This window comes from Paenibacillus chitinolyticus, from assembly GCF_045038035.1.
Classification (GTDB): Bacteria; Bacillota; Bacilli; order Paenibacillales; family NBRC-103111; genus Paenibacillus_F; species Paenibacillus_F chitinolyticus_A.
Genome location: NZ_CP173427.1, coordinates 722208 through 736591, shown reverse-complemented (window position 1 = coordinate 736591; position 14384 = coordinate 722208). Strand labels below are relative to the sequence as shown.

General features: G+C 53.7%; 7 protein-coding genes and 1 riboswitch. All 7 genes read right to left on the bottom strand.

What is annotated here, in order from left to right; genetic code table 11:
- Positions 1 to 298: 298 nt before the first annotated feature.
- Positions 299 to 3655: a DUF5704 domain-containing protein gene (locus ACI48J_RS03390; protein ID WP_405081668.1), complete on the bottom strand. Its 3357-nt coding sequence runs from the start codon at positions 3653 to 3655 to the stop codon at positions 299 to 301.
- Positions 3656 to 3871: 216 nt separating this feature from the next.
- The gene (locus tag ACI48J_RS03385) at positions 3872 to 5146 is read right to left on the bottom strand and encodes an S-layer homology domain-containing protein (protein ID WP_405081667.1); all 1275 of its coding nucleotides are present in this window, start codon (positions 5144 to 5146) and stop codon (positions 3872 to 3874) included.
- A gap of 285 nt (positions 5147 to 5431) precedes the next feature.
- Positions 5432 to 6838: an NCS2 family permease gene (locus tag ACI48J_RS03380; RefSeq protein ID WP_405081666.1), complete on the bottom strand. Its 1407-nt coding sequence runs from the start codon at positions 6836 to 6838 to the stop codon at positions 5432 to 5434.
- 185 nt (positions 6839 to 7023) lie between these two features.
- Positions 7024 to 7123, bottom strand: a riboswitch (purine riboswitch).
- A 195-nt stretch (positions 7124 to 7318) separates the two neighbouring features.
- A complete protein-coding gene (locus ACI48J_RS03375; RefSeq protein ID WP_405081665.1) occupies positions 7319 to 8044 on the bottom strand; it encodes a stalk domain-containing protein in 726 nt (241 codons plus the stop codon).
- Positions 8045 to 8297: 253 nt separating this feature from the next.
- Positions 8298 to 9842: a glutamine-hydrolyzing GMP synthase gene (gene guaA / locus ACI48J_RS03370; RefSeq protein ID WP_374755404.1), complete on the bottom strand. Its 1545-nt coding sequence runs from the start codon at positions 9840 to 9842 to the stop codon at positions 8298 to 8300.
- 64 nt (positions 9843 to 9906) lie between these two features.
- Positions 9907 to 12549: a DUF4129 domain-containing transglutaminase family protein gene (locus tag ACI48J_RS03365; RefSeq protein ID WP_405081664.1), complete on the bottom strand. Its 2643-nt coding sequence runs from the start codon at positions 12547 to 12549 to the stop codon at positions 9907 to 9909.
- Positions 12536 to 14377, bottom strand: coding sequence for a DUF58 domain-containing protein (locus tag ACI48J_RS03360; RefSeq protein WP_405081663.1), 1842 nt, complete (start codon positions 14375 to 14377; stop codon positions 12536 to 12538). The genes ACI48J_RS03365 and ACI48J_RS03360 overlap by 14 nt, the downstream gene beginning before the upstream one ends.
- Between the last annotated feature and the right edge of the window lie 7 nt (positions 14378 to 14384).

Genomic DNA, 14384 nt, shown 5'->3' with positions numbered 1-14384 from the left:
GAGACGCTTCAATCACTCGTTGTTCAGTTTTCAAAGGACAATTTGTAAGCTTTTGTAGCTTTCGTCGTTAGCGCTTGTCTCAGTGACAACTTTTATACTATAACACAGTCGCGCTCATTTATGCAAGCTTTTTTTAAATTCTTTTTTCGCGGCGTGTTTCGTTGTTGCCGGCAAGAAGTAACTTTACCAGCATCCGACGCCTTTTGCAACAACCATTTTGTGGAAGTAGAAAAGAGCCATGGTCCAGACTCTTTTCTCTGCCTCTTTTTGCCGGCAATCGTGTACCTTACCTTAATGTTTAATGGGTACCGTTAGAGCCGAAATCATCATAGCTTGAAAGGTCTCCATGATAAAAAACGACGTCTCCGTCCATCACCGGGAATGATTGTCCCTTGGTGCCGGTAATGCTCCCCACGCCCCCCTCCATCTGCCACTGGTTATTCAATGGGCCATGGATATATTGCAAATGTGGCCTGTTTACGTCTCCTCCTCTAATGCTCTCAATATTGAAATTCACGACAATGTAGCCGTTCCGCAAAAAGACGGGTGACCGGTCGTCGAGCGTTTGTTTCCGGCCATAGACGGCGAGGTCGGTTCCTTTCGGTACGGCATAGACCGCTGCGGGCAGGCTGTACTCCCCGTACCATTTTTGATCGGAAGCGAGGGCCCTGGCTCTATCAACCCCAGCCGGAACGTTTTGCGTCTCCCCAATAAAAGTCCGAACTTGCCGGGGCAAAATGAGCCAATGATAAGTCCCCACCCAGGTCGGCTTGGCCGCTTTCATTATATAGTCGGCCGTAAATGCCGCCCGGTTCGTGAAAGAACCCGGAGCCTGGTCAAAAAGGTACCCTGCCGTCTGCTCAAGCTCCGGCGCTCTCAAATTGCGAAGCCGGTCGTTTAATACGACAAAACGCTTTTCCTGGTCCTGCGCGGAACCGATACGGACAAAAGGTTTGTTATCGGCATGATAATACAAATCAACGGGCTGCCTTTTGCCGTCTTCATTAGAGATGAAATAGAAAGCAGGCGTAATCCGCACACCATCGTCCGAACCGAACATATTGCCCTTGGTCTTGAGATCAAACTTAATATGATAGCCTGTTTTAACCGAAATGTTCTTATACCCCGCTTCGGGGTGGCTTCCCGGATGAATCGGAAGAATGAAGGGATAGCCCGTCGGCCGCGGTTGACCGTCGATACCTTTCTCCCCTATCCAATATTTCGTTCCCGTGTGTGCCGCACTGCCTTTAACCGTACGAAACACGTTTTCCCAGTTGTAATCTGCGATGTCCGTCACTTTAAAATCATAGAGACGTCCGATCACATCGACCGGAACCGTATCAGTGGCAACATGATTGCTCAAGGTTAGGTTAGCCTGCGGTTCTGTCGTAAACGAAGCCGGAGTATTTTCCGCAATAGAGCGAAAAAGAACGCTATAAGGACCTTCGTCGACCCATACAGGCATGTAAAACGTGGCAGACAATTGTCCTACCGGTATGTCGATCCAAGTTTGCTTCGGTATGAATTTCATAGATGCGTCGTAAGTGTCAAACGGAAACCACACTTGTTTCTGCCTGGTGTACTTGGCATAATCACGAATTCCGTAACCCGGGATGTCGCGGTGCGGACCCGTTGTGGGTACGGTTACGCTAAAAGGACGGTCAAGGATCAGCGCTGAGCGGTCATACGCTGGCGTCGTTTTCTGATTATGCGCCTGATCGTCGGAAACCGAAGGCACCATAATGACCGGCGTGTGAACCGTGACGGGATTGATTCCGGGGATGTCGAAGGTTTTGTCCGCCCCTCCTTTAACATTCCCCGGGAGAAGCGTGTACGCGATTGTTCCGGTTGTGGGCTGGGCCTGCCGGTTGGCCAGTGTTTTGCTGATCATATAGCCGGTCCCGTAAAAAGTATCCGCACCTAACCTGGCAGGCTCCGGAATAGGCTTGGGCAGTGGAGCCGCGGCGTCGTGAATCCGGTTGTCCATCAGCGTGACCCCGTTGAACACAAGAAGGTCGTTGCTAACTTTGTTAGCGCCGACCGCAGCTTCCGCAGCAGCTTGAAACAAGCCGGTCTCGTTCGCAGGCGGGCCTCCGCCGGTACCCAGGTTTACGGAATTGCAGTTCGAGGGTTGTACATGAGAGGATACGTCGTCTTTATTTGTGCTTGTTATAACGGGAGGTGTGTAATTTTTAGCGTCCAAGGTAACCGAACCGCCGTACCCGCCAAGAGCATAGTTGCCGAGTCGCGCCTGCCCGGGCCGGTAAATTTCCAAATTATCTATTTGCCAGTAGCCGTAAGGACGCTTGACGGTCATCGTTTGGGTAACTGTCTGGCTCATGGGGATCGGAACACCGGGCGGAGGAACAGGAACGGTCCATAGATATGTTTTCGTGACGGGGACGTTGTAGGTGACCTCTCCGGTCATATTGGTGAATTTGTTCTGAAAGAGGTAGTGGATGCTTTGTACATTGGCGTAAAGGCTTTCGGAAGTGGGGATTCCTTCGAGGACGTTGTAGGTTTCGGCACCGCGCCTGTCGGCACGGAGCATTCCGCTTGCTTGGGGGTCCATCGAGTAGCCACTTTGCGTGAGGCCTTTAGCCGGCGGGTTGATCACCGGACTGCATCCGTTGATTCCTCCGGGAGGTTGAGGATTTCCCGTGCCGGGGTTTCCTCCGCCTGAGGAGCCGCAATCTTTTACCGTCAGCGTGACCGATTTCTTTTCATCCAGATGCTGAAGATCATCTTTGAAATGAGCCGTGATTTCCGTTGCTCCTGCTGCTGCTTTCAGGGTGATTTTGCCGGTTTGGTCAATGACTGCGATGGAGGGATTGGAACTGGTCCAAGTAAGTTTATCGTGTTTTTGGAGGGGCCAAGAGGTGCCGTCCGGTTTAGTCAATATGGCTTCCGCCTGCTGTGGAGAGGAGTCAGAGGTGCAGAATTCGGGCTTCGGGAGATTGATGACAAGGCCGGGGTCTGTCGTAACCGTAATTTCAGCAGCATCCGAGATGCGGTAATCGCCGTTATCCCAAATGGCTCTTACCTTAACCTTGCCGGCCTTCTTTCCTTGAACTTGTCCGGAAGCATTCACGATCGCGATGGTTTCGTCCTCAGATTTCCACGTGGTTTCGGTTGTTCGGGTGGCAACGTCATATTCCTTTCCCCAGTCACTCGCTCCCCAATCTTTAGTTTTGACGTTTGCCTGGAGCTGAACTTTTTGACCTACGGAAATGGACGAGTCGGGCACTACGGTGATTTCTTTTTCTTCGTAGATGTCTCCTGCCCAGGTGATGATTACAGGAGTGTCATATTCAACAATCATTTTGGGACATCCATTTGGTCTCTTCATAAATTCCTCAAGATATGTAGGAATTTTGTTGCCTCCAGTATTGGTTCTAATCAACGCAGTTTCTTTGCCGGTTATATCTGGCTTTGTATTAGCTGGATCGTATGAATTACTAGGTTCATATTCTACCGTATCCAAATGTGGTTTAATAATGTTTTCAGCCTGAATGATTTTCCCTCTTTCATCTTTCCAGATCTGAGCCGCCCATTTAGAAAGATTAACATCATCAGGTATTTCAGTATACGCTGGTCTTGGATTGTAACAATCTCCATTCCACCCTACATCACTTCGCCCACCTGAATAGTCCACTCTAAAACCACCCGCATCCAATTGATACCAATAAACTCCAGGAGTAGCTATTCGTGGTTCTGAATATATAATTTTAGGACTCGACTTTTGTATTTTGGGTGGTGGTTGAATGGCAGCCTTCACCTCGGAGAATGAATTTGTTGAAGTTATTAATAGTAAGATAGATATAGCCAATAAAATTCTTTGAAGAATTAGAACCATTCCTTTCGTTTTAAATTATTTTCTTAAAATTATCCCACCGTTTTCTCCGGAGTTTGTTGTCAAACTATAAGAGATGTACTCTCTATTGTTTGGCGGTATTTTAGGCATTGTTTGAAGAACCCAGACTGATTTTTCAACTCCTTTTTGGAAAAAGCCAGCAGATAATAAGGGTATTGTTGGAATCCCATATCGTGTAGCCGAAAGCTCACTTAAACGGGTGGCAGATGTAATGCCATTTCCCATTCCATTAGCTAAGGTGTTTGGATCAATTTTATCTAAATTTGAGATAATCGAAATTTCAGAAACAGCAATATACCTGTTATTTTGGTACTTTTCAACTTGATCTAAGAACATTTGGGCGTATACACCTGAAGCATTTGTGTCGATCGTATCAATAAATATAATTCTTTTAACTTTCATTGTTGCGATATTATTTTTTAGAGTTATCTCTTTGTTCCGGATTTTATCGAAGCTTGCTTCCTCATTACTATAATTTTTAGAGTATAAATATTTTGTTATAGAAAGTACATTAGACCCCGTCAGCCCAACCTCTCTAAGCTCGTTAAGCGCCTTGTATTGTTCGGCTTTGTTGCCTTCTACCTCCATAAAACGCATCAAAATGGCGGAAACTTCCGCCCTAGTGGTAGTTTGGGCAAGCCGGAAGGTGCTGTCTTCAAATCCGTCTACGATACCGGTCCCCTTTACAAGCGCCACATAAGGAATCTGGTCGCTGGCAATGCCTCCTTTGTAAGTTTCGGGGGTCGGCAGCAGGGTCCCCTTCGTGTCCTCCATAGCCTGTTTAAAGCTTGGTTCCGATTGGGCGAGGCCCGATGAAATCCATTTGATCATCTCGTAGCGCGTCAGCTCCCGGTCGGGTGAAAAGCCGTCCTTATAGTCCCCCTGGTCTATAAAGCCGAGAACAGCAAGCTTGTTCACCTCCGCTTGGCTCCAGTGGTTTTGCAAGCCGGACAGGGAGTGCTCTGCCGCTGTAGTGTCCGTTTTCTGCTTTGTAGCCCGGTTCAGCATTGCCGCGAATTCGGCACGCGTAATTTTGCCGTCCGGGTGAAAGGTGCCGTCGCCGTATCCTTGTACGAGGTTAAGCTCGGCTGCCTTGCGGATAAGCGATTCGGCCCAGTGCCCCCCTACATCGCTAAAAGTCCGGACCGGAGCAGCTGCGGCAATCTCTGTCGTAAGGCCAACTGCTTTTGCATCCTCATGCAGGAGTAAAGCGGCCGTCCCAAATAAGATGGCAGCTCCCCGAAACCTTTTGTTTTTTCTGAGAAACACCATTAAAAAACCTCTTTTCACACGTTAAATAGTAGGATCAGGCACAGCAAATACAAACATGGAGAGTAAACCAAATAGCTTTAGGGGCACAGCAATGGAAGAGATAAAAAAGGACACGAAAGGAGTTAGAGGGACGAGCGGGAGGGAGATGAGGAAAAACAAAGGCACAAAACCTAGTATATACGATCTATCAAATTTTGGAAATAGTGAAAATAAAATCAAGTAAATCGCCGCAAAAAAACCGGCCAATCGGATTAATCCGAGGCCGGTCCGGAACTTTTCAAACCATTAACCGCTCACGCCGATAAACACGTAGCGCGCGATAACGAGGACGAACAATACCCACATGAGCCAGTGAATGCTGTGTTTCTTTTCAACGCGGCTGCTCAGCTGAGAAATAACCGCCAGAATGACATAACCTACGATACCAAGAGAGATACCGTTGGCAATGCTGTAAGTGAAAGGCATGAACGTGATGGTCAGAAACGCCGGAATCCCGATCACGAGATCCTGGAAGTCGATGTCACGTACCGACTGCATCATCAGAACGCCTACGACGATGAGGGCCGCGCCTGTCGCGGAACCCGGAATCAAAGCGATAATCGGCGCAAAGAACAGAGCGAGAATGAACAGGATGCCCGTCGTGAGCGAAGTCAGACCGGTACGGCCGCCTTCCGCTACACCGGCGGAGCTTTCCACATAAGCAGTTACGGTGCTGGTACCCAGCATGGCGCCGCCGCTCACCGCAAAAGCATCGACGAACATCGCTTTACCGACGCGCTTGTTGCCTTCTTCTTTGTTTTTCATGATGCCGGCACGGTTCGCCGTACCTACAAGCGTACCGAACGTGTCGAACATTTCGACGAAAGTAAAGGTTACGATGACCGATACGATGCCGACGCCCATAATACCGGCAAAATCAAACTCCCAGAAGTTAAGCTGGCCAAGGTCCGGAATCCAAGGTGTTTGCGGATTGTTCAGCGAGCTAAGGTCGACGTATCCCATCAGAAGAGCGATAATCGTCGTGCCCAAAATACCGAACAAAATCGCACCACGTACGCGGAGCACCATCAGAACGGAAATCAGGACGAGGCCGATCAAAGCCATGATCACGTCCGGGCTTTTAAAGCTGCCCAGCTCAATAACGGTTTCGAAGCCCTTAAGCGGTGTAAACTGGCCTTTAGGAATATCGTTAACGGTTTCAGCCGCAATTGTCATAAGGCCGGTATTTTTCAACCCCACGATGGTGATAAAAAGACCGATCCCGACTGTAATCGCGTGCTTGATTCCGTCCGGAATCGCGACGAGCAGCATTTGCCGCAGTCTTGTAATGGTCAGAATGATAAAAATGATCCCCGAGATAAAGACGGCGGTCAGAGCCATCTGCCAAGTAATCGGGTTGTTGGTGGAAGCGGTGGATACCACGACAGTCGCAAAGTACGCGTTAAGTCCCATACCCGGCGCCAGAGCGACCGGAAAGTTCACGAACAGACCCATGGCGATGGTAAAAATACCGGCGGCCAGAGCGGTCGCGAGAAATACGGGATACCACTCCATGCCTGTTTTGCCGAAAGCGGTCAAGATGTTCGGGTTAATCACCAGCACGTAAGCCATTGCCATAAACGTGGTGATACCCGCCATAATTTCGGTCCGTACGTTAGAGCCGTTTTCCTTTAATCTAAAAAAACGATCCATTGCAACGAAATCCCCCTTAAATTGGATGAGAACAACAAAAAGCCCGGGCGACGTTTATCACCTGGGCCGGTTGCAAGAAAGAGCGGCTCCCACGGTCATCGGTCACTTCCTTTGGAAATAAACTTCCCTAATTTGCCGGAGCAAATTCGCGATCGTCCATTTCAAAAAGAGGCGCCAAAGGCCGCTGGGCTGCACGTTCTTTTCGTAGCCAGATCATTACGGTGACCTCGTAGAAACTTCCGGGCCAATCCCCGGAATTATACGAAAAGCATTCAATTTTGTTATTCTTCTTCATTCTAGTAAGCGAATCGGATCTTGTCAATACGGAATGACGAATATTTAACTGGCAAAAAAGAGTTAATGTTCGGGATTTTTTCCATGTAAGGGGGAGAGGAACGGAGGTGATAAAAAAGGCCGGGGCCCGATTTTCCCCAGGACGTCCCAAGGAATACGGGCCCAGTATTCGCAGATAAAGCCGCTCTAATCCAACGAAGCGGCTGCGCTATTCGTACCCTTTTCAACCGGACTCTGAACCATGGTTGCTCCGATTTTCTCGATCTGTGCGTCGCTCAACGAATAGTCTCGGGTACTGAGGTTGACATACACATCGCCGACTTTGAAATACAGGCTGCCCTGTTTAAGCCAGGATGCCTTTACTCCGTTCGACAAGGTGACCTGCTTCTCGATTTGTTCGGGGTCCGAATAGTCTCTCTGAGACTCCCCGATCCCCAGATGCTTATAGCGAAGCGTACACGTGTCTTCTGTGCAGCTAGCCTCTTGAAATACGTCGCCCTGAACGATCCGTTCGGGAAGAACCGGGGGATAGGAGAAGGTATGGTTGATGGCTTTCAACTGTGCCTCGGAATAAGTAACAGGAACAAGCGGCGAATCATGACCGACGCCGTCCAGCATTTGTCCAAGCAGCACTTTATTCGTTGAGGCATCATAATCGACAGGGACATCCAAGGCGTTAGCAATGACACGAAGCGGCAAATAGGTTGTCCCGTCATAGGTGATCGGTGGTGCCGGCGTTCCGCTGGAATCAGCAGGAATCCAAGCGTTGCCCTTAATTTCGAAGGAGATGCCGTGGTTCAGGTAAGCGCGTATTTCCTCCAGATTGCTGGCCGCGTAAGCACCTACAGCCCCTCCGAACATAACGCCGGACAGCAGCGCAGCAGCAAAAACAGACTTTTTCATCATCATCATTCCTCTCGAATTTATCCTTACTAACCTTAGACGTCTGAACGGCATATTGGTTGCGCCAAAGATGGAAAGCCATAAGTTCTTTAATTTGGGTCATAAAAAATACTCCCTTCTATTTGCTAAACAACGCAGATAAAAGAGAGTAATTTTTAGCACTCTATTGTTGCAAGTGTACGTGAACTTTCAACACCGTCACCGCTGGAAGCCCTTATGTAACAAGGCCTCCAGGCGATTAACGATATTAAATGTTCCTAGTTTATTCCCACTCGATCGTTGCAGGGGGTTTCGAGGTTACGTCGTAGACGATACGGTTGACGTTATCCACTTCGTTGACGATCCGTACGGAGATTTTCTCCAGGACGTCCCAAGGAATACGCGCCCAGTCGGCCGTCATTCCGTCGATGGATGTAACGGCACGGATACCTACTGTGTAAGAGTATGTCCGGGCATCGCCCATAACGCCTACGCTCTTCATGTTAGGAAGAGCCGTGAAGTACTGCCAGATCTCGCGGTCGAGGCCGGCTTTGGCGATCTCTTCGCGAAGGATCGCGTCGGAATCGCGGACGATTTTCAGCTTCTCTTCCGTCACTTCGCCCAGAACACGAATCGCAAGACCCGGGCCCGGGAACGGCTGACGCCATACGATGGCGCCCGGAAGTCCGCATTCTTCGCCTACTTTGCGCACTTCGTCCTTGAAGAGCGCCTTAAGAGGCTCGACAAGCTGGAACTTCATATCTTCGGGAAGTCCGCCTACGTTGTGGTGAGATTTGATTGTGTGAGCCGTTGCCGTACCGCTCTCGACAATATCCGTGTACAGCGTACCTTGAGCGAGGAAAGCGAAATCGCCCAGCTGTGCGGATTCTTCTTCGAAAACGCGGATAAACTCGTTGCCGATGATTTTACGCTTCTGCTCGGGATCGCTTACTCCGGCCAGTTTGCCGAGGAAGCGGTCGCGCGCGTCGATTTTGACAACGTGCATATCGAACTTGCCAACAAAGGTCTCCATTACGCTCTCGGCTTCGTCCTTACGGAGCAGGCCGTGGTCGATGAACATGCAGGTCAATTGATCTCCGATCGCTTTGTGGATCAAAATGGCTACAACGGAGGAATCTACGCCGCCGCTGAGTGCGCAAAGAACTTTACGGTCGCCGACTTGTTCGCGGATATCGCGGATCGTGTCTTCGATGAAGCTTTCCATGCTCCAGTCGCCCGTACAGCCGCAAATGTCGAAGATGAAGTTGCGGATCATTTCGTTGCCTTGCGCCGAGTGACGGACTTCCGGGTGGAACTGTACGGCCACGATGTTTTTATCCGGGTGGCTCATCGCCGCGATCGGACAAGTTTCGGTACTTGCGTCAAGAACGAAGCCTTCCGGCAGATCGCAGACGTGGTCTCCGTGGCTCATCCAAACCACTTGCTTGGAATCAAGGTTCTTCGCAAGACGGCTGTGAGACTGGAATTCAACTTCCGATTTGCCGTATTCGCGCGTAACGGCGCGTTCTACTTTACCGTTCAACTGGTGCGCAATCATCTGCATGCCATAGCAAATTCCCATGATCGGAATGCCGAGATCATACACACCAGGGTCTACGACCGGAGATCCTTCTCCGTATACGCTGACCGGTCCGCCCGAGAAAACGATCCCTTTCGGGTTCAGTTCGCGGATTTTGTCCGCCGAAGTATTGTAAGGGAGCAATTCGCTGTAAACGCCAAGGTCGCGAATGCGTCTGGCGATCAGCTGATTGTACTGCCCGCCGAAGTCTAAAACGACAATTAATTCGTGTGTTTTTTGGATATCCATGGTCCGCCTCCTAGTATAATCTTGATCATTATATATAACAAAGGCGGATGAATCAAGGCATACCCTAGCCTTCGATCCGCTTCCAAAGCTCCAGAATGCGACCTTTGCCGACAATCCCGGCGCCGCTTCGGTCGTAGCGGACTTCCTCGTACAAAGCGGCAAATTCCTCCAGCGCGCGTCGGCGGCCGGGATCAAGACCGGCGATTTCGGCGACGTACTCGCGCAGCGTCTGCTGCGGCGCCAGACGGCCGTGGCTGCGGAACACTTTCAGCCACAGCCGCTCCATCAGCGCCGTGCTGCCCGTTCCGCGGCGGAGCGCCGCGCTCTTGCGCAGCGGCGCATGGGCGTGGCCGCCCGGCCGGAAGCGCCGCAGCAGCCAGGCCGCGCCCAGCAGGGCGAGCAGCGCGGCCGAACCGAGGGCGGCCGGCGAATCGGCCGCCCGGGCAAGTGCGGGCAGCAGCTCCGCTGCCCAAGGGCTTGCCGTGTCCGCGGCGGCCGTCTCCTCTTCCGGCGAGGAGAGGGCTGCGGGCACGGCCCCGGCTCCGGCGCCGGACGGAGCCGCGAAGCCGGGCGTCGGCTCGAACGCGAGCCAGCCGGCGCCCGGGATGTACGCTTCGGCCCACGAGTGGGCGTCGCGGCTGCGGACGGTAACCGCCAGGCTGCCGTCCGGGCCGCGTTCGCCCGCTTCGCCGGGGGCGAAGCCTTTGACCCAGCGCGCGGGAATGCCCGCCGCGCGCAGCATCACGACCATGGCCGACGAGAAATGGTCGCAGTACCCCAGCTTGTCGACGAACAGGAAGTGGTCGACAAAGTCTTCGCCGGCGGCGGGGAGCGTCGGCTTGTCCATGCTGTAGCGGTACTCCGTGCGAAGGTACCGCTCCAGGGCGAGCGCCGCCGCAAGGCGGTTCTGCCCGCTGCCGGCGGTCACGCGCTCCGCAAGGTCGCGGACGCGCTGCGGCAGCCGGTCCGGGAGCTGGAGGTACGCGGCGAGCTCGGCAGGCTCCGGTTCGGCAAGCGCAGCTGAAGCATGCGTGTACCGCTCGGGGTTTCCGCCGCTATTGCTTGAACGAGAACCGCCTCCTGCGGTCCCCATACCGCCGGTATTTTCGTCCATGGCCCCATTCCCTCTACCATCTCCGCTATTTCCCGTCCCATTCACGCTGCTTCGCAATCCGCTTCTGATCTCGGCGTCGCTCACCGGCATAACCGCGGACGCTTGCGGGCCCGGATCGGGCATGGACCAGCCGCTGCCGAATGCAAAAGGCCTGACCGTCACACGGTAGGCTTGCAGCGGGTCATCCGTCACGGGAAGGGCAACTTTCCCGCTCTCGTTATTCAGCCAGAAGGCCTCCGGCTTGACGGATTGGCCGGAAGTATTTTTGGCTTCTTCCAGCTTCACCACTTCACCTCCGGCAAACAGCTGCATCCCCAGCTGCCCTGAAATCCCGGTAATCTCCTGGGTGTAGAGTCCTTTAACGGCTGCCGCATCAGAGGCTTTGCGATCGACCGAAGCCGTGCTCCTTCCCTCCGCAGACTGTCCGTTACCGGGGGCCGCTCCGGCACTAACCTCTGCGGGCGACGCGCCGCCCGTAGAAACCGTCCCCCTCCCCGCCGACTCCGTCTGCCCCGGCAAAGCGGTGAATGCCGGACGGAGCGTGCCGGAAGGCTGAGACCAGCCACGCCCGTCATAGACGCTCTTGGCTTCCCCGCGCCAATACGCTAGAACCGGCGTCCGGGCGGTAAACACAACCCGGTTGTCTGAAATCAGCGCGCCGCCCAGCAAGGAATCATCGGCTCCGTATCCTGAAATTCTCAGGGATGAGCCGTTGGTTTGTCCGGCGCCCGGGACCGTATGCCCGCGCGTAAGCGAAGCCCACTTGTCTGCGGCGGCGGACAAGCTCAGAGGCTTCATTTTTGCCGCCGATCCGGCTTCTCCCGCTGCCCGGTTACCCGCCGCATAGAAAACCGCGGCAACCAACAAGCTGATGCCCATCCACGGCAAAGATCCGCCGCGGCCGGTTTCGGCAATGCCGAATTGTCTCCGCAGACGGGGAACGGTCAGAGCCGCAAGCAGAAGCAGTCCGAGCGCCCCGGTGCGGATCAAACCGGGCGTTGTGTCGATGCCGAGGCCGATCTGGAGGAGCATCAAGTAACCGCCGGTTGCGGCTGCAAACCAGGCCCCGTTTTGCCGGTGCAGCAGCAGTTGATGGGAGGCCGATATAAAAGCGGCCGCCCCGAACAAAAACAGCAGCGATTCGGTCAATCCGCTGAGCGCGCCAAGTTGACCGGATGCCATGTAGTCGAGGTCAGTCAAGAATGTTTCCCAAAGCCGGACCGGCCAAGGGCCGAAAGGAAACAGCTCTTTTTGAAACTGATAGCCCGAAACGGCGGCAATCCCGGCCAGCTTAAGTGTCCATAACAGCGCAAAGGAACGCACGCCGGCTGAAATCAACAGAAAGTATCCGAACATGACCGCATAAGGAGTGATACCGAAAGGCTGGAACTCACCGGCTCCGAGAGCAAGCGGATTCAGCCATTCGAGCAGAAGCATATACCAAATCACGGTCAGCGCCGCGTCCCGTACCCAGGAGACTTCCCCCTGTTTTCCGTTCTCAACGAGACGTCCGGCAGCTTGGCTCCTTTCAGAATAAGTCCCGGCACCCGCTGCTTTATAGGACGAAATAAGCGTTTTTTTAACCGATTGCATCTTCCGTCCCTCCCTCTTTCGGCTTCTCTTTATCTCCTACGATGCTGTGAGGGACAAACGAATGCTCAGTAGAAAAAACATTACTGCCGGATGACCTGGACTCGACTCCCGGATAAACGTTTCTGCCGGCGCTCTCCATTTCCTGAATTCCCGCGAAATTATCGGCGGAGACAGGCATTTGCATTCGTTTCGCTTTATTTTTTTTCATGAAAAATGACCGTTTGCTGACGGCGGAGCCTGTCTTGTTTGCGTTTAGCCTGCGTCCCGCGGCAGGCGCCTCAGCGGCCCTATCTTCCGCGGCGGCAAAACAAGCCGTCTCCACCCCGGCTTCACGCAGCACGGAGAGCCTTTTTTGCTCCAGAGACGTGAGCGTGTGCGATTGTGAAACGTACACAATCTGCAGAGGCCGTCTTGCGGCAAGCAGTTCCATGGCACAGACAATCAGGGCTTCGTCCAAACGTGAAGTCAGATAAAGCAGCGTAACGCCCGGGCCTCTGGAAGCATGCTCCTTGCGCAGCATGTGAACTCCTTTGCCTGTCTCGCCCCGGACGGCCGCCAGCAGGTCCAAAGGCGCGCTTGCAGCTGGAGCCGGAGCGCCGTTATCCGGGTTAAAAGAAGATATGCCCTGGAACCCGGGAAAGCTGTACGGCTGCGCCGATTGAGCAAGTACAGCCCTCTCCCGGAAGGAGGTCCCCGTAACGATCCCGCCTGTTCCCGTATCCGGTTCAAGGACGGCGTAGGCGGCAAGACGGATCCGCTTCTCCAGCATGGCCTGTCCCAGACCACATGGGCCGGATGCCGGGCGCTTGCCGCGGATGGGTTTGCTTTTGCCGAAAGCGAGTCGGCGGCGGTCTGCTTGCGGATGTTCATCCGTTCTAGCCGGGTAGTTCCGGTCTGCCGAATTTGGAATTAATGTCCCGGTCGGGCTGCCGAGCTTCTCACCCCGGCCGCTTTCCCCGGATCCATCGCTCTTCCTGCTCGTAAGGCTGCGGCCTTCGCTCCCGCTCTTGCCTTTATTTGCGCTTCTTGCACTCTTCCGGCCTTTCGCGCCCTTGCCCGCAGAATGCACGCATTCGCACCCGGTGTCCGCTCCCCCGCAGCCCGGGTCCGTGTCGAGCACGATAATCCGGGACGGTTTAACCACCCCGGAACGCAACTGCGTCTGCAGCGAGCCTGTACGGGCGGTCGCTTTCCAGTCGATCCATGACATGGGATCTCCCGCGGCATAGGCCCGGATGCCGGCAGACACACCGGTTGTACGGAGGTGCCGGGACGGCTTCCCCCGGCTTTCGCTTTCCGCACCCGGCACTCCACGCAGCCCGAATGATTCAGGCGCCGGGTAGACCGTGAAGGCGGCTTCTGTTTTCACGAGGCGCCTTTTGGTGAACAGCCCGAACAAATCCCCGCAAAGCAGTTCTGTCCGTTCCAAAACATACTGTCCCCGCCCTACATCTTCCAGGCTGTATGAAAGTGATACAGTCGGCGCGTTCCAGGGAAAACAAAGCAGCGACTTGCAGATGTTCTCTTCCCGCCCCTCATGCACCCAGTGTTCGCGGATGACCATCCAGCATACGGGCAGCAGAGAGCGCTGAGACACGACAAGCTTCACTTCCGCGTTCTGACCGGCAAAAAGCCGGGGCGCCCCGAGGCCGCGGGAAACTTCCGCCCCGTTAAGCGTGAAGAACAGGACGGAAGCGCCGGAGACCACATTCGCCCAGAGCAGACACTCGATGATTAGGGGAGCCACTCCCCCTAAAACGAGGTAAAAGGCGTGCGCTCCCGCCGCTCCCGCAACACTCGCCGCCAGATTCAGCCAAGATTTCATCATGGCGTCC